The 26,990-nt window shown below is 27.7% G+C and carries 22 protein-coding genes and 1 riboswitch; of the genes, 15 read left to right on the forward strand and 7 right to left on the reverse strand.

Features of this window, described 5'->3' with window-relative positions:
* Positions 1 to 31 precede the first annotated feature (31 nt).
* Together B3086_RS03285 and B3086_RS03290 are read right to left on the reverse strand one after the other, a co-directional pair.
* The gene (locus B3086_RS03285; RefSeq protein ID WP_346879680.1) at positions 32 to 1,459 is read right to left on the reverse strand and encodes an alanine/glycine:cation symporter family protein; all 1,428 of its coding nucleotides are present in this window, start codon (positions 1,457 to 1,459) and stop codon (positions 32 to 34) included.
* 305 nt (positions 1,460 to 1,764) lie between these two features.
* Positions 1,765 to 2,187, reverse strand: a complete 423-nt coding sequence (locus B3086_RS03290; protein WP_346878236.1) for a hypothetical protein — start codon at positions 2,185 to 2,187, stop codon at positions 1,765 to 1,767.
* Positions 2,188 to 2,648: 461 nt separating this feature from the next.
* Between B3086_RS03290 and B3086_RS03295 the strand changes: the two genes are divergently transcribed.
* From B3086_RS03295 to B3086_RS03325, 7 genes are all read left to right on the forward strand, one after another.
* Positions 2,649 to 3,593: an ABC transporter ATP-binding protein gene (locus B3086_RS03295; RefSeq protein WP_346847527.1), complete on the forward strand. Its 945-nt coding sequence runs from the start codon at positions 2,649 to 2,651 to the stop codon at positions 3,591 to 3,593.
* Positions 3,594 to 3,618: 25 nt separating this feature from the next.
* Positions 3,619 to 5,286 carry an ABC transporter permease subunit gene (locus tag B3086_RS03300; protein ID WP_346847526.1) on the forward strand — a complete coding sequence of 556 codons (1,668 nt, stop codon included), beginning with the start codon at positions 3,619 to 3,621 and terminating at the stop codon, positions 5,284 to 5,286.
* A gap of 167 nt (positions 5,287 to 5,453) precedes the next feature.
* Positions 5,454 to 5,630, forward strand: a riboswitch (cobalamin riboswitch).
* 684 nt (positions 5,631 to 6,314) lie between these two features.
* Positions 6,315 to 7,370 (forward strand): HD-GYP domain-containing protein, encoded by a 1,056-nt coding sequence (locus B3086_RS03305; RefSeq protein WP_346847525.1) that lies wholly within the window; start codon positions 6,315 to 6,317, stop codon positions 7,368 to 7,370.
* Positions 7,371 to 7,435: 65 nt separating this feature from the next.
* Positions 7,436 to 8,683 carry a hypothetical protein gene (locus B3086_RS03310; protein ID WP_346879630.1) on the forward strand — a complete coding sequence of 416 codons (1,248 nt, stop codon included), beginning with the start codon at positions 7,436 to 7,438 and terminating at the stop codon, positions 8,681 to 8,683.
* 292 nt (positions 8,684 to 8,975) lie between these two features.
* A complete protein-coding gene (locus tag B3086_RS03315) occupies positions 8,976 to 9,956 on the forward strand; it encodes a cation transporter (RefSeq protein ID WP_346847523.1) in 981 nt (326 codons plus the stop codon).
* Positions 9,957 to 10,196: 240 nt separating this feature from the next.
* A complete protein-coding gene (locus B3086_RS03320; protein WP_346847522.1) occupies positions 10,197 to 10,904 on the forward strand; it encodes an ABC transporter ATP-binding protein in 708 nt (235 codons plus the stop codon).
* Entirely contained in the window at positions 10,904 to 12,475 is a 1,572-nt protein-coding gene (locus tag B3086_RS03325) for a putative ABC exporter domain-containing protein (RefSeq protein WP_346847521.1), read from the forward strand. Before B3086_RS03320 ends, B3086_RS03325 begins: the two co-directional genes overlap by 1 nt.
* A gap of 177 nt (positions 12,476 to 12,652) precedes the next feature.
* Here B3086_RS03325 and B3086_RS03330 read toward each other — a convergent pair whose 3' ends face one another.
* Positions 12,653 to 13,726: a HAMP domain-containing sensor histidine kinase gene (locus B3086_RS03330; protein WP_346892774.1), complete on the reverse strand. Its 1,074-nt coding sequence runs from the start codon at positions 13,724 to 13,726 to the stop codon at positions 12,653 to 12,655.
* 1,068 nt (positions 13,727 to 14,794) lie between these two features.
* On the opposite strand from B3086_RS03330, the gene B3086_RS03335 reads away from it, so the two are divergent.
* The 3 genes from B3086_RS03335 (at position 14,795) to B3086_RS03345 (ending at position 16,481) form a co-directional block, all read left to right on the forward strand.
* On the forward strand, positions 14,795 to 15,196 hold the full coding sequence (locus B3086_RS03335) for a DUF4430 domain-containing protein (RefSeq protein WP_346876568.1): 402 nt from the start codon (positions 14,795 to 14,797) through the stop codon (positions 15,194 to 15,196).
* Position 15,197: 1 nt separating this feature from the next.
* Positions 15,198 to 15,713 (forward strand): hypothetical protein, encoded by a 516-nt coding sequence (locus B3086_RS03340; RefSeq protein WP_346847517.1) that lies wholly within the window; start codon positions 15,198 to 15,200, stop codon positions 15,711 to 15,713.
* 216 nt (positions 15,714 to 15,929) lie between these two features.
* Entirely contained in the window at positions 15,930 to 16,481 is a 552-nt protein-coding gene (locus B3086_RS03345; RefSeq protein WP_346847516.1) for a GNAT family protein, read from the forward strand.
* Between the two features lie 82 nt (positions 16,482 to 16,563).
* Here B3086_RS03345 and B3086_RS03350 read toward each other — a convergent pair whose 3' ends face one another.
* Positions 16,564 to 17,490 carry a DMT family transporter gene (locus B3086_RS03350; protein WP_346847515.1) on the reverse strand — a complete coding sequence of 309 codons (927 nt, stop codon included), beginning with the start codon at positions 17,488 to 17,490 and terminating at the stop codon, positions 16,564 to 16,566.
* Positions 17,491 to 17,963: 473 nt separating this feature from the next.
* Between B3086_RS03350 and B3086_RS03355 the strand changes: the two genes are divergently transcribed.
* The 5 genes from B3086_RS03355 (at position 17,964) to B3086_RS03375 (ending at position 23,194) form a co-directional block, all read left to right on the forward strand.
* Complete coding sequence (locus tag B3086_RS03355) at positions 17,964 to 18,917, forward strand: ABC transporter permease (RefSeq protein WP_346878239.1); 954 nt, start codon at positions 17,964 to 17,966, stop codon at positions 18,915 to 18,917.
* Positions 18,907 to 19,866: an iron chelate uptake ABC transporter family permease subunit gene (locus tag B3086_RS03360; RefSeq protein WP_346879627.1), complete on the forward strand. Its 960-nt coding sequence runs from the start codon at positions 18,907 to 18,909 to the stop codon at positions 19,864 to 19,866. Before B3086_RS03355 ends, B3086_RS03360 begins: the two co-directional genes overlap by 11 nt.
* Positions 19,867 to 20,622 (forward strand): ABC transporter ATP-binding protein, encoded by a 756-nt coding sequence (locus tag B3086_RS03365; RefSeq protein ID WP_346847512.1) that lies wholly within the window; start codon positions 19,867 to 19,869, stop codon positions 20,620 to 20,622. It begins immediately after the preceding gene.
* 290 nt (positions 20,623 to 20,912) lie between these two features.
* Positions 20,913 to 21,869: a siderophore ABC transporter substrate-binding protein gene (locus B3086_RS03370; RefSeq protein ID WP_346847511.1), complete on the forward strand. Its 957-nt coding sequence runs from the start codon at positions 20,913 to 20,915 to the stop codon at positions 21,867 to 21,869.
* Positions 21,870 to 22,048: 179 nt separating this feature from the next.
* On the forward strand, positions 22,049 to 23,194 hold the full coding sequence (locus tag B3086_RS03375) for a LysM peptidoglycan-binding domain-containing protein (RefSeq protein ID WP_346878242.1): 1,146 nt from the start codon (positions 22,049 to 22,051) through the stop codon (positions 23,192 to 23,194).
* A gap of 117 nt (positions 23,195 to 23,311) precedes the next feature.
* Here B3086_RS03375 and B3086_RS03380 read toward each other — a convergent pair whose 3' ends face one another.
* The 3 genes from B3086_RS03380 to B3086_RS03390 form a co-directional block, all read right to left on the reverse strand.
* Positions 23,312 to 24,883 (reverse strand): glycine betaine ABC transporter substrate-binding protein, encoded by a 1,572-nt coding sequence (locus B3086_RS03380; protein WP_346847509.1) that lies wholly within the window; start codon positions 24,881 to 24,883, stop codon positions 23,312 to 23,314.
* Between the two features lie 4 nt (positions 24,884 to 24,887).
* Positions 24,888 to 26,012: an ABC transporter ATP-binding protein gene (locus B3086_RS03385; protein ID WP_346847508.1), complete on the reverse strand. Its 1,125-nt coding sequence runs from the start codon at positions 26,010 to 26,012 to the stop codon at positions 24,888 to 24,890.
* 182 nt (positions 26,013 to 26,194) lie between these two features.
* Positions 26,195 to 26,821 (reverse strand): TrkA C-terminal domain-containing protein, encoded by a 627-nt coding sequence (locus B3086_RS03390; RefSeq protein WP_035129977.1) that lies wholly within the window; start codon positions 26,819 to 26,821, stop codon positions 26,195 to 26,197.
* Between the last annotated feature and the right edge of the window lie 169 nt (positions 26,822 to 26,990).

Below are 26,990 nucleotides of genomic sequence, written 5' to 3' on the forward strand. Positions count from 1 at the left end.
ATTAAACAGTTAATTGAGTCTTAAATTTATATTAACCTATTTCTTCGTCAGCTATATCATTGTTATCATTCCAAGCCTCAGTATTTTTAAGCCCTGGAATTGTTGATGACTTAAAAATAGGGTCTTTGCCAGCTTTTTTCTGACGAGAGTAGTCATCAAGAGCAGCAAATGCATATTTTCCAAGGAATAATATAGCTATTAGATTTATAACTGCCATGAAAGCCATGAATAAATCTGCTAGATTCCATACCAAGTCTATAGAAGCTTGGGAACCAATAAATACAGTAAGAACGACAAAGGATCTAAATATATTAAGTATCCCTTTATTATTACTTATGAACTCAATGTTAGTTTGTCCGTAGTAATAGTTACCTACTATAGAGCTAAAAGCAAACAAGAAAGTACATATAGCCAAGAAATAAGTTCCAATAACGACTCCAATTTGTGAACTAAGTGCACTTTGAGTAAGTTCAATACCCGTTAAAGTAGTGCCTGAATAATTACCGGAAATTAACACAATGAAGGCTGTACATGAACAGATTACTATTGTATCAGTAAAAACACCTAGGGTTTGAGTAAGGCCTTGCTTTACAGGGTGAGAAACTGTTGCTGTAGCTGCTGCATTAGGTGCGCTACCCATACCGGCTTCATTAGAGAACAGTCCTCTTTTAATACCTTGCATTATTGTGAATCCAATGCCACCAGCTGCAAATTGTTTTATACCAAAAGCGTGTTCAAATATTAATACAAATATACTAGGAATAGTTTTGAAGTTAAGGACTATAACTATAATTGCAACTAAAATATAAGCAGTTGCAAAGATTGGAACTATAACCTCTGAAACCTTGGCAATTCTCTTAACCCCACCAAAGATTACTAGGGCTGTTAAAACTGATAAAAGTATACCCATTATTACAGGATTAATACCAAAGGCATTTGTAAAGGCTAAAGTTGTTGTATTAGATTGAGCTGCATTAAATACTAGTCCAAAGCATAAAGTAGTTAAGATGGCAAAAATTGTACCAAGCCAGCGCTTACCTAGCCCTCTTTCAATGTAGTAGGCAGGTCCCCCTAAAAAGTTTCCATCCTTGTCTTTAGTTTTATAAATTTGAGCAAGGGTACTTTCTACAAAGCTTGAAGCACCTCCAATTAAAGCAATAAGCCACATCCAAAATACTGCACCAGGACCACCAGCTGCCACAGCCATGGCAACACCTGCAATATTACCAGTACCAACCCTAGAAGCTGTACTTATACAAAAGGCTTGGAAGGATGAAACTCCATCTTTATTATCTTGATCATTAGGCATTAAAAGTCTAAACATTTCTTTGAAAAATCTAAATTGAACAAACTTTGTTCTAAATGAGAAGTAGATTCCTACTCCAATAAGTAAAACAATAAGTACGTAAGACCACATAAAGGTGTTAACAGTGTTAACCTTGTCAGTTAAAAAATTCATAAAATTAATTAATACATCTTTTGTAGAAATTAAAAAATCCATAACTCATCTCCTTATCTAATTTTTTTATTTAATTATAAAAGTTTATGAAAAATTACAATAATTCTTAAAATACAAGAATTATAGGAAATAAAATTCCCGAATAATTTATCGTATTATTTATATATTATATGGAACTACAAAGAAAATCAATAATATTTGTTGAAAATTAAATTTAATTAAAGATAAATGTAAAAAAGTTAAATGTTAAGAAAAAACTACCAGTAAATAATTCATACTGATAGTCTGTGGAATTGTATTAGGTTTTAGCTTTTCATTTTAAACTCATAGAAACATCGCTTACAAGTAACAGTAATTTTCCCTTTACCTCTAGGTAATCTAAGCTTTTGTCCACACTTTGGACATTTAACTATTTTATAATTTTTCTTTTCATTAAACCATCTTTTGAAATTACTAAAAATAGGAGCACAATCACCAAAATGGAACACAGGTAGGTTGCTAGGAATTGCTTTATTAAATTTACTTAAAAATCTGTTGGCATACATACAAAATTTTCTATGTTCTTGCTCACGTTTTTCAACATTTCTTGAGAAAACTCTGTATAATGCATAAAATAAAATAACTCCCGCTAAAAGACGAGTAATAGAAAATAAATTTAATATAGATGATACTAGAATAAGAAATAATGAAAATAAGTCAATTCCATAGGATTCGTTGAAAAAATTCATTTGATCACCTCTTAATATATTATAACTAATTGTTATTGAAACATTAAAATATCAAAATATGTTTTAAATATATAATTTCTACATATCTCTTGTACTATATTATAGTACAAGAGGACAACTTATTTAAAGTGATTTATGAGGAAAGAATTTTAATATTTTATGAAATAGGATTTTTAAAAGGTTAAATATTTATTATATCTATGATATAGATTTGAAGATTAGTCAATTAAAGTATGGAACTTGGTTAAAATATCATGGCTGAAAGAGTAAAGCTTTTAAAATAATTATTTGGATGTTATTTATAAATGTTACTTATATCAGAATTTAATTCTTAAGAAATTATTACTTTTGATAGAAAAATTAAAGTGATTATTACATCTTTCTTACAATTAGAGGAAACTTATTTTCAAAGTATTAAAGGTATTGTATGCTAACATCATCAAAGATTATGAGGTGAGGAAATGTCTAAAGTTCTAGAATTAAAAAATGTTACTAAAATTATGGGTAATCGTAAAATAGTTGACAATGTCAGTTTTGAAATAAACTCAGGAGAAATATTTGGATTTTTAGGACCAAATGGTGCAGGTAAAACTACTACTATTAAGATGATTACAGGACTTTTAAAAATTGATGAAGGAGATATTTTAATTAGCAATAATGATGTAAAGAAAAATTTTGAAAAAGCTCTTTCTCAAGTAGGGGGGATTATTGAAAATCCAGAGATGTATGGATATCTTACAGGACGTACAAATTTAGAGATATATGGTAGAATGCATGGTAATATTTCTAAAGAACGTATTAATGAAGTTATAAAATTAGTGAAACTTGAAAATCGTATTAATGATAAAGTGAAAAAATATTCTCTTGGAATGCGTCAAAGACTTGGTGTTGCTCAAGCATTATTACACAATCCTAAGCTTTTAATTTTAGATGAACCTACTAATGGATTAGACCCAATGGGAATTAAAGAGTTACGTGATACCCTAAGACATTTGGCAGAAAAAGAGGGACTAGCAGTTTTAGTGTCAAGTCACTTACTTAGTGAAATGGAGCTTATGTGTGATCGAGTTGGAATAATAGATAATGGAAAAATTATAGATATTAAAACATTAAAAGATATTAAAAAGCAAAATATCGAAAGCTTGATAACCTATGAATTAGAAGTAAGTAATTATAGTTTAGCGAGGAAAATTATAGAGAATGATTATAGCAAAATATCTGAAGAGATTACTGTAGACTTCAAAGAAAATAAAATATTAATTTCTTGTTCTCGTGATGAAATTGCCAATGTTAATAAAGCTTTAATTATGGAGAATATATTAGTTTACACTATTAAGCCTATTAATAACACTCTTGAAGATGAATTTATGAAGGTAACAACAGGATCAAAAATGCAAATAGTGTAATATAGTAGAAAAGGAGCAGAGTTTAATGAGTAAAGTATGTGGACTAATAAAAAATGAATTGATAAAACAATATAAAAAAACTAGTGTTAAAGTAATAGTGATTTTAATACTTTTAGCTAGCATAATGTTACCAGTAGCTTTAAAATTTTTACAGAATAGAGATGAGTCAAAGTGGTATATAAATAGCTATAATCAAGACATTCAATGGCAACAAACAGAAATAACTAATATTGATTCAAGTAAGAAAAATAAAGACATTCAGAAGAAAATTTTTGAAGAAAACATTAAAAAATCACAAACGCTAATAGATAGTAATGTTTCTTGGGATGATTGGAGAAATGAAGTAGCTGGAGAGGCTTCTAATAAATCAAAAGAGGCTATTATTCTATCAGGAATTTCAGAAGGGTTAGCAGGTGAAGAATTATTTTTTAATATACATGAATTTGATGTAAATATGTTTAATGAATATTTAGGAATGAGCAAGGATGAACTTCAAAAGATAATAACTTCTAAAAATAAAGAAAGTAAGGAATTATATGATTCTGTTATAAAAAATGATTACTTAGTTTACTTAGATAAGAATATTAAATCTTCTAAGGAGGAAATTAAAAATTTAAAGTCAACTATTAAAACATCAGAAGATGAAGTGAAGAAAAATCCTAATAATAAAAATTTTGTTACATCTCTAGAGAATTCTAAAATTCAGCTTGATGCTTTGGAGAAAAGACTTAAGGCAACCGAATATAGATATAATAATAAAATTCCTTATGACAATAAGAATTGGAAAAACAACACTATTAGGGATATTTCCTATAAGATTGATGAAAATGGTGAAAGACTGCTTAGTGAAACTGAATTTACACAATACAATAGCGAGAAAATAGCAAAAGGATATACTTATGAGGAGTACAAAAAAGACTATGAAAAGAAAACAAAGTCTATAGAACAGGCTATAGTTCTTGATTGGTATAGTCTTGAAAATAATATACCACAAGTTAAATTTGATAATGATATTAGAAATTCTGTAGATAGAACTTATTTAATGTATGTTAGTGTTGCCATTATACTATGCATAATAATTGGAGGAGGTATAGTTTCTTCAGAGTATTCTACAGGGACTGTTAGATTGCTTATGATTAGACCAGTATCTAGATGGAAAATTTTATTTTCTAAATTAGTATCAGTATTTATAATTGGGTATGGGGTACTGTTAACTACAGTTATATTAAATATTATATCAAGTGGAATTGTAAATGGTTTTGGAGGACTTGCTACAAAAGTAATTTCTTTCAGTGGAGAAAGTATAGTTCAGCAAAGCTTTGTAATTTCAATTATACCTAAGCTTTTATTCTCAAGCATTAGCTTAATATTTATAATAGCTTTAGTATTTGCAATATCAACTATTATAAAAAATACAGCTTTAGCAGTTGGTCTTACTACTGTAGCATATTTAGGTAGCTCAGTTGCTACAATGATTATGGCAAGCTTAGGTATGAGATGGGTAGGTAAAACTATATTACCCTATATGAATTTATCAACTTTCATTACAAATTCCCAATATGTTGAAATGTTTAAAAGTGAATATAGTATAGTTTTAAGTTCAACTATGGGGGCAATTCAATTGATTGTGTTTGCTACAATATTAATTATAGCTTCATTCTTAGTGTTCCAAAAGAGAGATGTAATGAATTAATTTATATAATGAAATTATAAGTGAAAATATTTCTATATTTATTTAAAAAAGTGGGGTTGACAATATTAATCTAGTTAAGTAGAATAATAATTGTAAGGGGAATGGAAAGTTAATTTTATAAAATAACTACAACTTACATTTTAAACTTATTAGATTAAAAATAAATTTAATATATAGAGTCCGATAGGTGTACTAAGTACTTAATAGGGAATTTGGTGAAAATCCAAAGCTATCCCAGTAACTGTAAGTGAGGACGACTTAGCAAAAGCCACTAATTTGTTTTGGGAAGGTGCTAAGAAGTATGATTCACAAGCCAGGAGACCTGCCATGGGATTATGAAATTTGATACTTTCTGAGGAAGAGTTAAAAGATTTATCCAGTGATGGTTTAGGTAAAATATAGTATTTATGTTTATAGGTTTAAACTATAAATTAAATTGCAAAAGCTTTCACTTATTTAAATTTAGTATATTCCAAGATAGGTATCAATGATATCTATCTTTTTTTATTGTATTTATATGGCTAGGAGAATCTACAAGGAAGTGGATTGTAGAATATATAAGCTATTTTACAGTTTAAATAAACTATGAAGCTACAAAGGCGTGGCTTTCTCCTATATAAAATATACAAATAAAGTAACTATATTTTAATTGTTACTTTAGTTATTAACTTAAAGTTTTCAACCCAAAACTTTAGTCAATATAAATGTAAATTTTCTACTTATGTCCCTCTTAGTGGTTTGGATAAAACCAACTAATTTCACACAGGGATGTAACCACTATAATTTGTAGTGGTTACATCCTATAACCCTATAATTGGATAAATATATGATTAAATATAAAAGAAATTAAGACTATATCGAAAATTTATGATATAGTCTTAATTTTTTCTACCAACATTGGTTTATCAAGTTATTTTCATAATATACAGTATATGTATAAATAATCAAATTAAAGTATCATATAATTTATAGATATGATATGATAAAGTAATAAAATACAGATAATTATGTTTATGGAGAGGGATTATATGAAATTAACATTGCTTAAGGATTTGCAGGGAAATGAAATACTTGCTAAGGACATTATTACAGGCTCGGGTAAGACTTTGTTAAAAAAAGGTATTATAATTACTGATCAAGTAAAAAATAGTATTGAACAGCAAGGGATTTTTTTTCTGTATGTACAAGACGATGACTTAAAAGACATAAAAGATGATAGTAAACTTATAAATTTAAAAAAGAATATACTTCAAACCATACCTAATATGTTTAGTGACTTAATAAATTATGATAATAAATCTTTAAGTAAATCTCTAACTATGGTTGATGATTTAGTTGAATATATACAGAGTGAAAACTACATAAATCTAAATTTATATGAAGTAAAATTATATGATGATTATACATACATACACTCTGTGGATACTAGTATTATGGCAATTTTTCTAGGAGTAAATATGAATTTTTCGAAATCAAGATTACGTGATTTAGCCATATCATCTCTATTTCATGATATAGGAAAAACGAAAATATCTAGTGGAATCATAAATAAACCAGATAAATTAACTGAAGATGAGTTCAAGCAAATTAAGATGCACCCATTATACGGTAGAGATATACTACTTGGTAATCCTATAATAAATGAAGAGATAATAGGTGGAGTAATAGAACATCATGAAAAGTATAATGGTACAGGTTATCCTTATGGATTAAAAGATAATGAAATATCACAATTTGCAAAAATCATTTCTATATGTGATGTGTTTACGGCCATAACATCAGATAGATGCTATAGAAAAAAATTTGACCCTAGAGAAGCTTATGAATTAATTTTAGCAGAGACATATACAAGTTTTGATCCTGAAATAATTAAGTTGTTTAAAGATACATTTGCAGTTTATCCATTAGGATGTCCTGTATATCTATCAAATAATTTATTTGGGTATGTGGTAAGTCAAAATAATGGGTTCCCAGATAGACCAGTAGTAAGAATTGTGAAAGATGAATACAATAATAAAATTAGTCCTTATGAGATTGATTTAAAGAATATTATAAATTTAACAATCATAAGCACTATAGTGTAGTATTTGTAAAGTAAATGGTATCTAAGGAGATGATTATCATAAATAGTGATGTAGGTGAAAGCTATATGGGAAATATTAAGGTTTTAAAAAATTTATATAAAGAAATATGGTGGAGTATGCCTACATGTGTAGATATTCCCTTAGAAGCTAATGGATATATTAAGAAGAAGAAAAATGAGAAAAAGTTTGAGAAATTTATTGATGAATTTATTAAAATTATTGAAAGGTTTCCTTTGGAAGAAGAGAATAGAGAATTATGGAAGAAAAATAGTAACTCTTATCTTGAAAATATGATATTGGGAGAAGAATTATTTAAGCTAGGAACCATAGATAAAAAAATGAAGGATCAGTTTTTTGCAAACACTAAGGTATTTATAAATCAGTGTAAGATCTTTGATAAAGAAATGAATTATGAAGATATTGGTCAAGCTATGAGAAATGTGTGGATTGTTAGTCTTCTTCAAAAGATGAAGGATATGGATATATCATTTACCATGGCTACTTTTGGATATAGCATGCTATATCCATATACTGACAATTATTTAGATAATTTAGATATATCAATAGAAGAAAAGAAAGAATTTAATAACAGGTTTTATAAAAGACTATGTGGTGAAGAGATAGAGGGGAGAAATTCTCATGAAAAGCAAGTGTTTAAGTTAGTTGAATATATAGAATCTGTTTTTAATAGAAATGATTATCCAAAAGTTTTTCAAGGTCTATTATTAATTCATGAAGGGCAAGTAAAAAGCCTAATACAGCAAGAAGGTATAAGTAACCCCTATGAAAGGGATATGCTAGATATATCTATTGAAAAGGGCGGAGCATCTGTTATTGTGGATGGTTATCTTATAAATGGAAGCTTAAACAAAGAAGAGGAGATTTTTACCTATGGGTATGGATTTCTGCTTCAATTATGCGATGATTTGCAAGATGTAAGGATAGATTATGAGAATAAACATATGACTATAATGTCTCAACTAGCAGGAAAATATCATCTAGATAATATTGTTAATAAACTTATTAATCTAACTATCCATGTATTAGATGATGCAACGTGTTTTAAAGGGGAAAATATTGAAGATTTGAAAAAATTAATAAAAGATAATTGTATTTTAATGATAATCTTTGCTATTGTTATGAACAAAAATTATTTTTCAAAGGAGTATGTAAAAGAAATTTCTAAATACTTGCCTTTTACTATATCATATATTGAAAATATTAAGGGGAATTTACGAAGAAAGTTTGAAAATATTAAAAAATCTTATCATGGCATTTCATTAGAAGATATAATTTACTACTTAATTCAATAAAGGATTTATAAAAGGTTAAATTTAATTTATTTTAATTTAATTACGTAATTTATAAAGTTTTTTAGTTGATATAACATTTAAAAAATGGTATGATTAAAACGTTGTACAGGTTATAATATAATAATTTATATATTAAGGGAGTAGTTAGCAGGAAGTATTAAATGACTTCATGGGATTAGGTCAACATACTGGATATTTAATATTCTGGTTTAATCTTAAAAGACGAGACTTATATTCTGATATTAGAATATAAGTCTCTTTTATTTTGTTAAAATACATAGGAGGAATGAAAATGATATACGCTTTATATGGAATTTTTGCTGCATTTGTAATTGGTTTTTCAATTAAATTGTCTTATTATGTAGACGAGCTTGATAAAAAAACAAATTTATCAGGAGCTTTTATTGGAGGTGTTATGTTAGCAGCAGTAACTTCACTTCCAGAGTTATTTACAAGTATTTCATCTACTATATTTTTGAATGAGGTACAATTGGTTTCAGGTAATATTCTTGGTAGTAATGTGTTTAACTTAACTATTTTAGCAGTATTAGTTTTAGTAGGAGTTAAGAGATTCAAAAGCTCTGTAGTAACATCAAGCCATAGGAATACACTGAAACTTTTAATGGTGATTTATGTAATAGTGTTTGTTGCTAATTATATTGGAAGAGAATTTTCATTTTTTAGTGTAAGCATATTCTCTATAGCAATTATGCTATTATATATCTTTGGTGTTAAGGCTATGTCAGGGGATGAATCTCCAGAAGATAGTGGAGAAAGTAATTGCAATCTTACAGTAAAGCAAATATATGTGAGGTTTACACTATTAAGTATAGGATTAATTGTGTTTAGTATAGGTATTACTATAGTAACAGATATGATTGCAAAGGAGTTAAACCTAGGGGTTACCTTGGCGGGGGCATTGTTCCTTGGAGTTGCAACTTCTCTTCCAGAATTAACATCTTCTATATCTTTAGCTAAAAAAGGTAATTTTAATGCTATGATTGGAAACATTGTAGGAAGTAATTTATTTAATTTTTGCATATTGTTTTTAGCTGATATACTATATATAAAAGGATCTATTTATCAACCATCGAACCAAGGATACTTATTAATAATATTTGGATTTATATGTACTGTAGTTGCTTATGGTATGTTAAAGATAAAAAAAGAACAAGCAAAGGAGATACATAAGGTATCAAGTTCGTTACCTTATGTATTAGCGAGTATGGCAATAGTGGCTAGTTATGTAACATATTTAACAATGTCAATATAAAATAATAGGTTTTAGAAGCTCTGCTTTTAAAACCTATTATTTTATTACTGAAATTTTCAACAAAGCCACTTTATTAGTTGTATTAGAATGAATTGTTAACATTTTATCATCTATACTTGTAATTACAATGGTTATTGTATAAAATGTTAATATTAGTAATTAAACTCAAGTGCAAATGTGGGTAACTATATTTAGTAAAAAATCTAGTATTAAGTTAAACTTTAAGGGATGGTGATTTCGGTGTTAGTTATAAATAATGTCACGAAGAAATATGGAAAATTTGTTGCTAATGATAATATAAGTTTTCAAGTGGGCGATGGAGAGATAGCAGTACTTTTAGGGCCTAATGGTGCTGGAAAATCTACTATTATTAAATGTATATGCGGACTATTAAGATTTCAAGGAAATATATCCATAGAAGGTTTTGATAATAAATCCATAGAAGCTAAAAGAATAATTGGATATATACCAGAAGTACCTGTACTATATGATATGTTAACAGTGGAAGAGCATTTAGAATTTATTGCACGAGGTTATAATCTTACTGACTGGAGAGAATATGCTGAAAAACTGTTAAGGATATTTGAACTAGATGACAAAAAACAAAAGTTTGGGAAAGAACTTTCTAAAGGAATGCAGCAGAAGGTAAGTATTTGTTGTGCATTACTTCCAAAACCTAAGGTTATAATTTTTGATGAACCTTTAGTAGGTCTTGATCCCCATGGAATTAAAGCATTGAAAGAATTAATAATGGAATTAAAAAATCAAGGTGCAGCAATGATAATAAGTACTCATATGATTGATAGTGTGAAAGAGTTCTGGGATGTAGCACATATCATGATGAATGGAAAGATTGCGGCAACAAGGGTAAAAAAAGATGCTGAAAAATCTAATGAAGGATTAGAAGAATTATTCTTTCATATCACTGAAGGAAAGGGTGATCAGTAGTGAAAGGAATAATTTATCTATGGAGAACAACCTTAAAAAATCGAATAAAGGATTTAAAGAATCATCCTGGTAAATTAATAGGATATATAATTTTGATAGCTTTAATGGTTTTTGTTTTTATAACCTCAGCTAAAACTTCTAATAATGTTGATGTAAATAACTTAAGTCCAATTGCGGAGCTAGGAGCAATAATATATGCACTATTTATGTTTTTATTTACAACTCAAATTATCCAAGGATTATCATCAGGAGCTACATTTTTTAAAATGTCTGATGTAAACTTACTCTTTGTTTCTCCCATATCATCTAAAAAAGTACTTATATATGGACTTATAAGACAGTTAGGTACATCTTTATTTATATCCATCTTTATACTATTTCAAGCTGGTGTACTTAAACAGAGGTATGGAGTAAATCCGCTAGGTGTAATAGTAATATTCCTAGGATATTTTATGTTAGTTTTCATAAGTAGTATCATATCTATGGCTATTTATTCAATTACTAGCGGAGATGACGGTAAAAAGAAAGCAGTAAAGATTTTAATTTATCTCCTAGTATTACCTTTAATAATTTCTATTCTATTTAATATAAAAGAAGGTGGAAGAGGTATAGGAGCTATAGTTAATGGGATAAATGTAAGTTATCTAGAATTTATTCCTTTTGTAGGGTGGATAAAAGGAGTAATTTATGGTATTTTGATAGGCGAAACCTCTAATGCGTTAATGTATATTTTAGCAACACTTATAGGCGTAGTATTAACTATAGTTATTCTTATGAAAAGTAAAAATGAATATTATGAAGACGTACTTCAAGCTACAGAAACTATGCATAAACGTGTGGAAGATGCAAAAGAAGGCCGAATAGTAGAAGTTAAAGATACTAAGAAGATAAAATTAAAAAATGTTGGAATAAATAAAGGAAGAGGAGCTTCTGTATTCTTTTTTAAGCATATGTTAGAAAATAGGAGAGCAGGAAAATTCTTTTTAGACAATACTACTTTAATTCAAATAGTAGTTGTGGTCATATTTACATTAACAATGAAGGACATAGGAAGTATAATGGCTACCTTTGCTATGGCCACATATATTCAATTATTTATGACTTTTGCAGGGCGCTGGGTTAGAGAACTAAAAATGCATTATGTATATTTAATTCCTGAAAGTCCACTTAAAAAACTTCTATATATAGTTTCTGAAAACTTAATAAAGTGTTTTGTAGATGGGATTATACTATTTGTTATTGCGGGAATCATATTAGGTTCTTCACCTATAGAAATATTAGTATGTATAATATCAAGATTGGGATTTGGAATGTTATTTATAGCAGGAGATGTATTGTCTCAAAAAATATTCAAACAAGTTACAGGGAAAGGCTTATTAATGTTTTTAACAATACTTGCATTGATAATAATTGCACTACCAGGAATTATAGGTTCTGTAATTGTAGCAATTATCTTTGATATAGGAACAATTTCAATAATAATTACATTTGCATGGAATATGTTCATATCTTTTATAATTATATGGCTATGTAAGAATATATTAAATAACATAGAACAGAATTTAGTATAGTAATAGATGTATTACTTATTTATTTTAATATGATTTTAATAGAAATAAAATAGTCTTAAATAGCTGATTATATTAGTTATTTAAGACTATTTTAAAATAAAAAATACTTTAGTAGAAAAAAAGTATTTTAATTATAATTAATAGTATTTTATTAAGAAAATTTAAAGGCAAAGAGTTTTATTGATATATATCAGAAAACTCAATTTGAATTCGTTCTATTTTGTTATTGTAGGATCTAATTGAAGGAGGCGCTGAATCTTTTGAATGGTCAGATTTTACTATTTTATTAGGGAAATATAAAGTGAACTTACTACCTTCACCAACCTTGCTTTCTAAAGTTATATCTCCATCATGTAGAACCATAAGAGATTTTACAAGGGATAAGCCTATGCCGGTACCTTCAGAATTATTCGTACTAGATTTATCAATTTGTACAAATCTATCAAATATTTTTCTTTTCATAGAATCATCTATACCAATACCTGTATCTTTAATGGAAATAATAGTATTATTATCATCTTCAGAGATATCAATAAAAATTGTTCCGCCTGGATTAGTAAACTTTACTGCATTAGATAAGAGATTTAAAATAATTCTTTCTAATTTATCCTCATCTATAGCAGTAATTTTTTCTTCCATAGCAGTATCAAAAATAATGTTTATTTCTTTAGATTTAATGAAATCTACAACTGAGTCTACGATATTTTCTACAGAATAAACTATATTAATATTTTCAAGATTAACTTTAAAAGTAGAAGCTTCAATTTTAGTTAAATCAAGAAGATTATTAATAAGTCGTATAAGTCTAAAAGAATTTTGTTTTATACAGTTAGTATATTTCTCTGCATTGCTTAAGTCTAGATTTGGATTTTTTAATTGCTGAGACAGAAGTTGATCGGCACTATATATAACATTGATAGGGGTTTTAAGTTCATGAGATACATCTGCAAAGAAGTTTGTACGCTCTTTCTCATGAGACATAAGTTTATTGTTAGTTTTTTTCAAATCAGACATAGTATCAAGTAATTTTTTATTACTTAAATAACTCTCTTTCATATGTCTAAATTTAATTATAGAAAAGCAAAATCCTAATATTAAATACAAACCTATATCAAATAAATTTTTCCATGCAGTGCTACTATAATTTAAAATATTCATCATATTAAATATATAAATGGATGATGAAGGGATAAGTACTAATAAAGATTTTTTAAAATCTATTAAGAAAAATAGATTTATTACAAAAATCAAAATCAAAAAAAAAGTGATACTTCCATTAACTTCAAGAAGAGAAATACAAGAATATAAAGATAAGTACGTACCACCAAAAAGAAAAATATTAAATAATAAGTTATATATAAAAGTTGTTTGATATTTTATAGGAATTAAATTATAAACTAATAACCAAACAACTAAAAATATAGTTATAATGGCATAGAGATAGATATTGTTAATCACTATAGGAATTTCATCAATTATATTAATTATAAATAACAATGTACTTGAAATAAGTGTAAGTATAGATAAGTTATAACTAAAGTATAAATTTTCACTTAATAAATATGTTTTTAAATCAGAATAGTTATTTAGTTTAATTTTCATTTTCCTTACCTCACTAGCATAAAATTCAATAGAATAAAATAAAAATTATATACCTCAACATTATAATGTGTTAATAAATTACAATTTATAATTTATGATAAACATATCCGCGGATAAAAAATGGATAAATGGGTACATTGCAATTAAAAATTTTTTAAATATTTTAATTATAAAGTATACTCATAATTTATAATTAATGTTCATACCACACATATCCATAACTAATATAGCATATATGTTAGTAAATATAAAAAAAGTTAGTATATACAAGTAAATTTGTTTTAATAAAAAATATGTTGGTTTTTATTGAAATTTATCATTTTTATTTAAATTAAGACAAGAATAAATACATATATAACTAATACTTCTTTTTTATGAAAAAATTATGAAGAAAATTATAAAAACATAAAATATATTTCATGAATATTAACTTTGTGTTAATAATTTTAAACATAAAGTTAAATAAAGAAAAATTTATAGGTGTAAATTCAGTATATCGAATTAATATATAGATATTAGTATAAGGATTAAGAAGAGTAATAAATAATTATTTGGTTGATAGTATGTTATATGACTTAATTAGAATACATTGATTTTATAAAATATATATGATAGCATGTAAATGGAGTTGCTACATAAAATATATTATTAGTAGTCAGTAAAATCTCTCTTTCTCTACTGAAAGGGAGTTTATTTTGTTTCTTAGGAGGTAAAGATATGAAAAAAAATATGAAATCAATAATAATTTCTTTAATAGTTATAATTATTGCAATTGGTGGATTTTTTATCTACAAAAATTTTAATGCAAAGCAAAGAGTTGAAGGAGATAAAACTATAGAAGTTACAGTTATAAGTAAAAAGGATAATTATGAAAAAACTTATACACATTCAACTAATGCAGAAACTCTAGGAAAAGCACTAGATGAAATGAAGATAATTGTAGCTGATACATCTCAAGCTACTAGATTTATAACTGGAGTAGATGGACTAAATGCAGATGCTAACAAGCAAGAGTGGTGGAATTTAAAAATAAATGGAAAAGATTCCCAAACTGGTATAGATGATACTGCTATAAAAGATGGTGATAAGATAGAACTTATACTTACAATAGGTTGGTAATATGTATAAAACTAAAGATTTGATAATATTGGCATTACTTGGAGCGCTAATGCTTGTGTTACAAGTTATGATGAGTGGAATACCTAATATAGAACCAGTATCTTTTTTACTGGTAATATATACTTTAGTATTAGGCAGAAGAGCATTAGTAGTTGTAGTGGTATTTAACTTTTTACTAGGTCTTGTTAGTGGAATGGGAACTTGGTGGTTTGGATACTGGATTGTTTGGCCTATGCTAGTACTAGTAGTGCTGTTATTTAGAAAAATAATTAAAGAAAATTTTTTAGGTTGGAGTATAATATCCGGTGTGTTTGGAATGTTATTTGGAGCACTGTATTCAATACCATATATCTTTACAGTCTCTAAAACCTTTGCTTTAACTTATTGGATAAATGGAATACCCTATGATTTAATTCATATGGTAGGTAATTATTTTATTATGTTAATGCTTGGAAAAAGGGTATATAATTTATTGAAGAATTTAGTAGCAAAATATAATTTAGGCACTAAATTTTGAAGATAGATAGGTTTTAAAATATAAAAAGAACTTTGAAATTTCAAAGTTCTTTTTTATTTTTTAAGGAGTGGATTGGGGAATTAAGCCAATAAATAAAGTAATTAAAATGTATTTATGTTATATTTATCATATAGTGTCATTGCCATAACATATAATTTATATAAAATATAAACTAAAAGGCTAAGGAATAAATTGTAGAATCTAAGAGGTGGGAATATGAAGTTGCTAGAAACAGAAAGATTGATTTTGAGAAGTTGGAAAATAGCGGATTTAGATGATTTTTATGAGTATTCTAAAAATCCTAATGTTGGTCCTATGGCAGGATGGAAACCCCATAAGAATAAAGAAATATCTAAAGGTATACTTCAGTCATTTATAAAGAATAATGAGGTATGGGCAATTGTATATAAGAAAAATAATAGGGTAATTGGTTCAATTGGTAATCATAGAGATGTGAAAAGAAATTTATTAAAGGCAAGAATGATAGGATATGTACTTTCAGAAGAATATTGGGGAAAAGGAATTATGACTGAAGCAGTAAATAGGGTAATAAAATATTTGTTCGAAGAAATAAAATGTGAAGTAGTATCTTGTTATCATTATCACGGAAATCAAAAATCTAAAAGGGTTATAGAAAAGTGTGGATTTAAATATGATGGAACATTAAGAATGGCTAGCGAAACTTATGATGGAAGAATATATGATGATCTATGCTATTCCATAACTAAAATGGAGTATTGTGATGAATATAAAAATAAATATTTATAGGTAAAGTATAATAATTATAGATTGAATATATTTAAAATATAGACTCCATGAATAATTAGTTCGTAGAGTCTATTAATTTTAGTTAACTATTTTTAACCTTAGGTTTATTTACTATATATATTCCAACACATACAAATACAAGTGCCAACAGATTTTTCCAATGCCAAATAGATTCTTTTAAAAATATAGCAGAAAGAAAAACACCAAACACAGGTGTTAAAAAATTGTATATAGAAATTTTACCAACATTATTATGCTTTAATAAGATAGTCCATATTGTAAAAGCCACTGAAGAAAGAAGTGAGAGATATAAAAGTAATAGCATAGCTTCAGTAGAAGGTATAGAGGTTCGTGCACCTCCAAGTGCGCCTACAATTACAAGTAAAACCCCTCCAAAGAGTAGTTGCCATCCTGTGACTATCATGCTATCTTCTCTCTTAGCTGCTTCTTTACTTATAAGAGATCCAATTGCAAAGGAAGCAGCAGCAAGAATAATAAATCCTTCACCAGTAAAGGTAAAACCACTTCCAACTTTACCACCTAAGTTAATTATAACTACTCCCATAAATCCAACAATACATCCTAAAATCTTTTGGAAATTTAATCTATCATCTGAATATATAAAATGAGCAAGAATTACAGCCATAAAGGTTGCGGTACCGTTTAATATGGACCCCTTAACACCGGTAGTATGAGAAAGTCCTATGTAGAAAAATAAATATTCTAAAGTAGTTTGAATAAACCCAAGTAGTGCAATATGACTTAAGGCCTCTTTTTTAGGAAAAGGAAATTTTTTTTGAATTATCCAAGTTAATAAAATTACTAGAAGACCTGATAAAGCAAATCGATTGCCTGCAAAGAGAAGTTTACTAAAAATATCATTTTCGCCTATAGAAAATAAAGAGTAGCCAATCTTTATAGATGGATAGGCACTTCCCCAAAGTAAGGTACATAGTAAAGCTAACAATAAAATCACACCATTTTTTTGAAAAACATCTTTTTTACTCATAATTTAAATAATCCCCTCTGTACATTTAAAACTTAAATAATTACAAATTAACTTATGTTTATTGTGAATATAGTTTTAAAATTCTAATTATCTCAATTAGAATTTTACTATTATATGCAACCAATGTAAATGAACATTATTATTTGTTGTTTTTGACAATAAAATTTATCTTATCTAAAATGTAAAAACGAAATTTCAATATAAAAGTTCAATACAAATATATAAGGAAAATACAGAAAAATGGAGAATGGAGAATTTTGAGTAATTTAATCAAGTGTATTTAAGTCTTAAGAAGTTGAAAATGATTATCAATTAAGCTATTATGAAGTAGTGATAAGTACTATTAATTAAAATTATATTTCAATTAATAATGTAATTTTATTGTTACATCAAGTATATATAAGTGTTTAAGAATATCACATAATTTAATACATAAAGATATTTAGGATACGTAATAAAGTTTTGGAGGAAATATGAAAAAGAAATATTTAATTCCTTTATTCATAATACTGTGTATGTCTTCAATATTTATAGGGGTTCAAAATATAAGTATTACAGATATAATGCAATGGAACCAGGGTAAGATGAATATAATAATTTTAACTAGATTGCCGCGGCTTATTAGTATAGTGGTAGCTGGAGTAGGAATGAGCGTTGGTGGAGTTATAATGCAGCAAATTAGTAATAACAAATTTGTTTCTCCAAGTACAGCAGCTACCGTAGACTCAGCAAAGCTTGGGGTACTAGTTTCTATGCTACTATTTTCATCAGCAACTTTGATGCAAAAGATGATAACAGCATTTATATTTGCCCTTTTGGGAACCTTTGTATTTATGAAAATACTTAAAAGCATAAAAATGAAAAATGTTGTATTCATACCTCTAGTGGGAATAATGGTAGGAAATGTTATAGGGTCTATGACAGATTTCTTTGCTTATAAAAACAATTTAGTTCAAAGTATGGGAACTTTTCTCCAAGGAGATTTTTCCATGATTATAAAGGGAAATTATGAGCTCCTCTATTTGACTATACCATTATTAATATTAGCACTTTTGTATGCTAATAAATTTACTATTATAGCAATGGGGGAGGATATCTCATCAAATTTAGGGATTAACTATAATAAGGTTGCCAATATTGGAGTTATAATTGTTGCATTGATTTCAGCTTTAGTAGTAATAACTGTTGGGAATATACCTTTTATAGGATTAATAGTTCCGAATATAGTATCTATATTTAAAGGGGACAATCTTAGTAAGAATATTTGGGATACAGCTTTGTTTGGGGCAATATTTGTACTAGCATGTGACATTATAGGTAGACTTGTAATTCATCCCTATGAAGTACCTATAAGTCTTACTGTAGGAGTTACAGGAAGTATTATATTCCTTTACCTGATATTTAGGAGGAATAGAAATGAAGGATAATATAGATAAAAAAAAGTTATATATACTTGGAATAGTTGCATTATTTGTTATTGGCTTATTTTTGTTTGAAGGATTAAATGGTATAAACTGGGATTATAACCTATCAAAGAGAATACCTAAGGTTATAGCTATAGCAGTTACTGGAGGGTCAATAGCCTTTTCTTCTATGATATTTCAGACAGTAACAAATAATAGAATCCTAACGCCAAGCATACTTGGACTTGATTCCTTATATATGTTTGTACAAACCATATCCGTGTTTTTATTCGGAGCATCAAGTATATTTATGATAAACAGAAATGTGAATTTTATGGTTTCAGTTACAATAATGTTAGTTGGAACTTTAGTTCTTTATAAAATATTATTTAAGAAAGATGGAAATAGTAATATATTCTTTTTGCTATTGGTGGGAACAGTATTGGGAACCTTGTTTAAAAGTATGACATCTTTTATGCAAGTAATAATTGATCCAAATGAATTTGAAACATTACAAAGTAAAATGTTTGCTAGCTTTGCTAATGTTAATACGGATATATTGTTAATATCAGTAATAGCCTTACTAATCATTTTTGTATTATTTTATGATGATGTAAAAAAATTAGATGTTATGCTTTTGGGAAGAGATCAAGCTATAAACTTAGGAATAGATTTTGATAGATTTTCTAAAAAAATATTAATAGTTGTAGCAGTATTAGTATCAATATCTACAGCTTTAGTTGGACAAATAACCTTCCTTGGATTATTGGTGGTTAATCTATCTTATCAGTTTCTTAATACATATAAACATAGTTATCAAATAACGGGAAGTATATTGATAAGTATAATTGCTTTAATAGCTGGACAGTTCATAGTGGAAAGAATATTAAACTTTGGAAGTACAGTAAGTATAATAATTAATTTTATTGGTGGAATTTACTTTATATATCTTTTAATGAAGGAGGGAAAATAAATGATAGAAGTTAGAGGTATAGTTAAAAAGTATGGAGATAATCCAGTAGTAGACAATGTATCTTTAAACATAGAAAAAGGTAAGATTACTTCTTTCATAGGACCTAATGGAGCAGGAAAGAGTACTTTACTATCAATGATATCTCGTATTATGAAGAAAGATGAAGGCGAAGTTATTATAGATGGTAGGGAGTTAGAAAAATGGGACACTAAGGGACTAGCTAAAAAAATAGCTATACTTAAACAATCTAACAATATAAATGTAAGATTAACTATAAAGGAAATAGTTAGCTTTGGACGTTACCCTCACTGCGAAGGTAGACTGACAAAGGAAGACACAAAGTATGTAGATGAAGCCATAGAATATATGCAACTTAAGGATATTGAAGATAGATATTTAGATGAGCTTAGCGGTGGACAAAGACAAAGAGCATATATTGCTATGGTAATAGCTCAAAATACAGAGTATGTACTATTAGATGAACCATTAAATAACTTAGATATGAAACATTCAGTACAGATGATGAAAGTATTAAGAGGGCTAGTGGATGATCTTGGAAAAACTGTAGTGATAGTTATGCACGACATAAATTTTGCATCAGTTTACTCAGATAAAATAGTTATTCTTAAAGATGGAAAGATAGTTAAAGATGATATAACTGATGCCATAATATCAAAAGATGTTTTAGAAGACGTATATGAAATAGATTTTCACATAAAGAATATAAACGGAAACAACATCTGCGTATATTTCTAAGAGAGACCCCAAATCTATGATTTGGTTGGTCGAACTTAAGTGACCATTTTAATCTATGATTTAATTATGGAAACTTACTCATTTGAGTGTAACGAAAAGGAGTAAGTTTCAAATAGTAAGGTGACAAGGAGTATCCTTACGAGCAAAGCGAGAAAAAGAAATCTATGATTTCTATAACAATAAAATATAATTTATTCTTAAATTCAAAATTAAAGAAATTTATTATAAATAAATATTAAGATATAAGGAAAATATTAATTGGATATAGATGAAAGGAATAGGTGAAACAAATGAATAAGAAAAAAATTAATATAATAGTAGGAGTTGCAATAGTTGCTTTAATTGGTGTGTTTGCAGCTACAAAACTTGGTAACAAAGATAATGAAGGGGAAAAAGGTGAAACTATAAAAATAATCCATACTGCTGGAGAAACTGAGGTACCTAAGAATCCAGAAAAAGTAGTAGTATTAGACTATGCATCTTTAGATATTATGGATTCATTAGATATAAAAGGATTAGTAGGATTACCAAAGAAAAACCTGCCAACTTATCTTTCAGAATATAAGGAAGAAAAATATACAGATTTAGGTGGATTAAAAGAATTTAGTCTAGAAGTAATCAATGAGATCAAACCGAATTTAATAATAATTGAAGGTAGACAAGCTGATTATTATGAGGAACTTTCTGCTATAGCTCCAACAATACAATTAGGAACAGATACTACAAAGTATTTAGAGTCATTAGAGTCAAATGTAAACATAATAGGACAAATATTTGGGAAAGAAGATGCAGCAACATCTAAATTAAAAGAACTTAATAAAAGAGTTGAAGAAGTAGGCAAAAAAATAAAAGAGCAAGGGTTTAATGCTTTAGCTACTATAATTACAGATGGTTCTATGAGTGTATACGGAGCAGGATCAAGATTTTCAATTATATTTGAAAAGTTCGGCTTTGTTCCAACAGATGAGAATATAGAAGTATCAAAGCATGGTCAAAATATAACTTATGAGTACTTATTAGCTAAAAATCCAAACTATCTTTTTGTAGTTGATAAGTCAGCAGGAACAAGTGGATCAGAAGATTATTCAGCAGCTAAGGAAGTAATAGAGAATGAATTAGTAAAAACTACAGACACATATAAAAATGGAAATATAGTTTATCTAAATGCTCAAGCTTGGTATGTGGGTGGAGCTGGACTTCAAGCAGCTGATTTAATTATAGAGGATATGGAAGGTATCACAAAATAATAATTAGTAAAATAGAAAATAGCTATTTGACATTCTAAAAGTCAAATAGCTATTTTTATAATGTGTTTAGTTGTTATAATACTGTCATCATATTAAAGTTAGTTATATAATGTAAAAATTATAATAGAGAGTAGAATAAATTAATAAAGAGCATATTTATATAGAGAGGAGGTGTTTCTATGGAAAGTAGAAATAGTAGTAATTATAAGGGGATTGATATAAGTAGTTGGCAAGGAAATGTAAATTTTAAAAAAGTAAAAGACGGTGGGATAGAAATAGTTTATATTAAAGCAACGGAAGGTATAAGCTATGTTAATAATTATTTTTCTTCATCCTATAAAAATGCTAAAGAGCAGGGTTTGAAGGTTGGATTTTATCACTTCTTTCTAGGAGGAATAGATCCTAAAGCTCAAGCTAGGCATTTTGTAAATACCATTGGAAATAGAGAATTTGATTGTAGACTAGCTATAGATATAGAACAGACTAATGGTTTAAATAAGACATCTTTAACAAGTGCAGCAATAATATTTTTAGAAGAGGTTAAGAGACTAACTAGTAAAGGTATCGTAGTTTATACCTATACTAATTTTGCAAGAACTAGTTTAGATAGTAGGTTAGGAATATATCCTTTATGGATTGCTGAATATGGGGTAAGCAAACCTGCTAGTAATCCAATATGGAATCAATGGGTTGGTTTTCAATTTTCAAGTACTGGACAAGTCCCCGGTGTAAGTGGAAATTGTGACCTAAATGAGTTCAATGAGGGAATATTATTAAATGGACAAAGTATACCAGAAAGTCCAAGTACAGATGATAATAGTAAAAATGATAAATACTATACAGTACAATCAGGGGATACTTTAAGTGGAATAGCAGAAAAATATAATACAACCTATCAAGTATTGGCATCTATTAATGGTATATCGAATCCTAATTTAATATATCCAGGACAAAAAATAATATTGCCAACAGGTAGTTCTTCAACAGGAGGTAATACCGGTAATTCATCCTATTATATTGTAAAATCAGGAGATACTTTGAGCGGTATAGCACAAGAATATGGAACTACAACTAAAGTTCTAGCTAGTATTAATAATATATCAAATCCTAATTTAATATATCCAGGACAAAAAATAGTATTACCATCAGGTAGTTCTTCATCTAAAGGTAATGCTAGTAGTTCATCCTATTATACTGTAAAATCGGGGGATACTTTAAGTGAGATAGCACAGCGGTTTGATACTACTACTTCAACTCTTGTTAAGCTTAATAATATATCAAATCCAAATTTAATATACCCAGGACAAGTGATAAAAATAAAGTAAAACAACCTTAATGAGAAAAAGAGACTGTTGCAGAGTGATTTTTAATCTATTCTGCACAGTCTCTTGTATTTGAAATTTAATATATAACTTATTAGTTGTAATAAAAAGTTATTATATTTATATTAAACCTTGTTTTTCTAAAAATTCTCGGGATACATCATTAGGTTCCATCTGTAGTTCATCAACTTTATAATTAAGTTCCATCATGATGTCATCATTAAGGATAGTTGATAATTGTTCCAATAGAGGAATTATTTCTGGATACTCTTTAAGAGTTTCACCTCTAACTATAGGCATAGCATAATAGGGTGGGAAAAAGTTCTTATCATCTTTTAATGTCTTTAATTTAAATTTCTTTAGCAATCCATCTGTTGCGAAGGCATCTACCACATCTATCTCTTTGCTGATTAAAGCAGTGTATCGTGGAGAACCATCAAGGCCTATAGAATCTTTAAATGAAAAATTGTATTTTTTGCTTAGTCCAGGAAGACCATCATCCCTGTTTAAGAATTCTAAGGTAGTTCCAGACTTTAGGTTAGTAGCAATGAGTGAAAGATCACTAATACTTTCTAAATTATATTTTTCAGCTGTTTCTTGTTCAACAGCTAAGGTATAAGTATTATTAAACTCCATTTGTTTTAAAACTTCAATATTGTATTTTTCTTTGAAATCATTTTTTACAGTAGCATATACTTTTTCCATATCACTTATAGGAGGATTGCCTAAGGTATCTCCATAAGCTGTCCCACTATATTCAATATATAAATCTATGTCATCAGATTTTAAAGCAGAAAAACATACTTGAGTACCACCAAGATTTATTTTACGATTTACTGAAATATCAGTATTTTCTTCAATTAAATCTGAAACCATGTGGCCTAATATCATTTGTTCACTAAAATCTTTACTCCCTACAGTAATTACTTTTGAGTTAGTATTAACATTAGTAATTGCAGAAAATATAAATATTAGAATAATAAAAATACTTGAGATTGCTAATATTCCTTTTTGCATTTTACGAGTTTTCATGAAATCTTTTTTTGTATTAGACTTAACCTTTTGTAAACTGATTGGAGTTGTTAGTTTTTCAACAATACTAGCTAGAAAATCTACAGCTAAAGCTAGTATACATGCTGGGATTGCACCAGCTAGTATTTGATTATTATTCACAGTTCTTATTCCAGAGAATACAAGGTAACCTAATCCACCGGCACCTATAAAGGCAGCAATGGTCATTAAGCCAACAGCAGTAACAGAAGAAATTCGAACTCCAGCCATTATAACAGGGAGAGCTAATGGAATTTGAATTTTTGTTAGAATTTGAAATTTTGTCAATCCTATTCCTTTTGCGGCTTCAATTGTCTGTGGGTTAATATTAGAAATCCCAGTATAAGTATTTTTGATTATAGGCAACAAGGAATATAGAATTACTGTTGTAACTGCAGGGAGAGTTCCTATACCTAAAAATGGTATGGAAAATCCTAATAAAGCCATACTAGGTATAGCTTGAATAATATTTGCTGCTCCAAGAATTGGTTTATTTAACTTCTTGACATAGGAAATTAGAATTCCTAGGGGAACACCTATTAAAATTGCTAGGCCAACTGAAATTGAAGTAAGTCTGATATGCTCAATCAATAATGATATAATTTGTGTTTTATTTTGTAAAATGTATTCTAAAATATTCATATTACTACGCCTCCTCTTCTATATATTGTTGACTAAGCGTTGTAACAAGACTACTTTCAGTAATTAATCCAATAAGACTGCTACTATCATTTAAAACAGGAACTGTTGAAATATTATTCTCATTTACAATTTTTAAAATATCAATTATAGTATCATTTGGAGAAACATAAATATAATTATTGTTAAGAATAGAACTGATTTGAATTGATTTATCATCAATTGATCGCATTTGTTTTGCCTTTACTATTCCTTGCAGTTTTTTTGATTTGTTATCAACAACCATTAAGCTATCAACTTTGTACGAACGCATCTTTTCTATACATTTAAATATTGATAGGTCCTTAGAGCAAGTTATAGGATTTTCTATCATAATATCTTCAGCTTTAATAAAGTCAGGAGAGGTCCAGATTCTTTTTTTACCAACAAATTGTGAGACAAAATCATTAACGGGGTTTTTTAATATATTTTCAGGTGTATCGTATTGAATAATTTTGCCTTTATCCATGATACACATCTTATCTGATATTTTTATAGCTTCATCCATATCGTGGGTTACAAATATAATAGTTTTCTTTAGTTTTGATTGTAAATTCACAAGTTCATCTTGCAAACTTGAACGTGTAATTGGATCAAGAGCTGAAAATGGCTCGTCCATTAATATTATATCTGGATTAGTGGCAAAGGCTCTTGCGACACCTACTCTTTGTTGTTGCCCTCCACTTAGTTCTACAGGGTATCGATTAAGAAATTTATCACAATCAAGACCAACCATATCCATTAAATTATATGTTTGTTGTGTAATGTCTTCAGGATTTTTATTTTGAACTTTTGGTATTAGTTCAATATTTTCTCTTATGGTCATATGAGGAAATAAACCTGTTTGCTGGATAACATAACCCATATTTCTTCTAAGATCTATTACATTTTTAGTGCTAATATCTTCATTGTTAATATATATTTTACCAGAAGTTGGTGTTATGAGACCATTTATCATTTTTAGTGTAGTTGTCTTTCCACAACCACTTTCACCTATAATAGCTACTAATTTACCTTTTTCAATCTCAAAAGAGACATCAGAAAGAACAGTAGTATTTTTAAATTTTTTTGAAATATTCTCGAATTTTATCAATGTAAATCCTCCTTTGTAAAGTAACAACCTAATTATAAATGAAAGTTGTTACTTTGTCAAATTCAAAAAAAATAAACTATCGCAAAAATATATTAATCTTAGTTCATATACTAGCAAAGATTAATATATTATTTTCTGATAGTTTAATTAATTTATATTAAGTTTATTACATACAATTTAAATTAGGGATATAAATATTTTTTTACACGCTCAATGCAATTTTCATCTCCAACAAAATAAAATATATCATTTTCTTGAAAAACTGCGTATGGTCCTGGTGACATAAGTAAAGAGTCGTTTCTTCTGATTGCTATTATTGTTGCTGAAGTATTATGCCAAAAGTTTATATCAGATGCAGATTTATTAATATAAGGTGTAGCAGATGTTATTTCTACTTGAAATGGTGTAAATGGATTTACAGAGCGTAATCTATCAGTTTTATCTATTAAATCAGAAAGACATCCGTATAAAAATTTTATTTCTTTTTTTTGTCTGTCAACACTATCAATAATATCTTGCTTTAGATTACTTATAGTATTAATATCATCATGTTGTTTAACGAATTTTATAGCATTTTCGTAGGACTTTATAGTAACTCCACTACCTTTTGAAGTATCTACAATATTTAAGTCTGATAATACACAAATAGCACGCCTTGCAGTTTCAGATGAGACACCATATTGACTTGCAAGAGAAGATCTTGCATAAATCTTATCACCAACTTTATAATGACCATCAACAATTTTGGCTGCAACATCGGCTGCTATTTGTTGATATCTAGGACTTGTTATTTTAAATTTATTTTCCATAATAATTCTCCTATAACTATATTAATAACAAAATTAAATATATCATATTTAATTTTAAATTAGTATATATTAGTACAAATAAAATTAGCATTCCACTTTATTGTAATGAATTGACATAGAATATAATAGTGATATACTTTAATTAATACCACTTATAAACGTTTACAGT

The sequence above is a fragment of the Clostridium sp. UBA871 genome (genome assembly GCF_002295255.1).
Taxonomy (GTDB): domain Bacteria; phylum Bacillota; class Clostridia; order Clostridiales; family Clostridiaceae; genus Clostridium_J; species Clostridium_J sulfidigenes.

Bases quoted from the DNA above. Each gene is read 5' to 3' on its own strand.
- B3086_RS03290 (WP_346878236.1), bottom strand. From the start codon at position 2,187: ATGAATTTTTTCAACGAATCCTATGGAATTGACTTATTTTCATTATTT.
- B3086_RS03300 (WP_346847526.1), top strand. From the start codon at position 3,619: ATGAGTAAAGTATGTGGACTAATAAAAAATGAATTGATAAAACAATAT.
- B3086_RS03310 (WP_346879630.1), top strand. From the start codon at position 7,436: ATGGGAAATATTAAGGTTTTAAAAAATTTATATAAAGAAATATGGTGG.
- B3086_RS03380 (WP_346847509.1), bottom strand. From the start codon at position 24,883: ATGAATATTTTAGAATACATTTTACAAAATAAAACACAAATTATATCA.
- B3086_RS03305 (WP_346847525.1), top strand. From the start codon at position 6,315: ATGAAATTAACATTGCTTAAGGATTTGCAGGGAAATGAAATACTTGCT.
- B3086_RS03365 (WP_346847512.1), top strand. From the start codon at position 19,867: ATGATAGAAGTTAGAGGTATAGTTAAAAAGTATGGAGATAATCCAGTA.
- B3086_RS03340 (WP_346847517.1), top strand. From the start codon at position 15,198: ATGTATAAAACTAAAGATTTGATAATATTGGCATTACTTGGAGCGCTA.
- B3086_RS03370 (WP_346847511.1), top strand. From the start codon at position 20,913: ATGAATAAGAAAAAAATTAATATAATAGTAGGAGTTGCAATAGTTGCT.
- B3086_RS03335 (WP_346876568.1), top strand. From the start codon at position 14,795: ATGAAAAAAAATATGAAATCAATAATAATTTCTTTAATAGTTATAATT.
- B3086_RS03315 (WP_346847523.1), top strand. From the start codon at position 8,976: ATGATATACGCTTTATATGGAATTTTTGCTGCATTTGTAATTGGTTTT.
- B3086_RS03345 (WP_346847516.1), top strand. From the start codon at position 15,930: ATGAAGTTGCTAGAAACAGAAAGATTGATTTTGAGAAGTTGGAAAATA.
- B3086_RS03355 (WP_346878239.1), top strand. From the start codon at position 17,964: ATGAAAAAGAAATATTTAATTCCTTTATTCATAATACTGTGTATGTCT.
- B3086_RS03390 (WP_035129977.1), bottom strand. From the start codon at position 26,821: ATGGAAAATAAATTTAAAATAACAAGTCCTAGATATCAACAAATAGCA.
- B3086_RS03285 (WP_346879680.1), bottom strand. From the start codon at position 1,459: ATGAATTTTTTAACTGACAAGGTTAACACTGTTAACACCTTTATGTGG.
- B3086_RS03375 (WP_346878242.1), top strand. From the start codon at position 22,049: ATGGAAAGTAGAAATAGTAGTAATTATAAGGGGATTGATATAAGTAGT.
- B3086_RS03350 (WP_346847515.1), bottom strand. From the start codon at position 17,490: ATGAGTAAAAAAGATGTTTTTCAAAAAAATGGTGTGATTTTATTGTTA.
- B3086_RS03360 (WP_346879627.1), top strand. From the start codon at position 18,907: ATGAAGGATAATATAGATAAAAAAAAGTTATATATACTTGGAATAGTT.
- B3086_RS03295 (WP_346847527.1), top strand. From the start codon at position 2,649: ATGTCTAAAGTTCTAGAATTAAAAAATGTTACTAAAATTATGGGTAAT.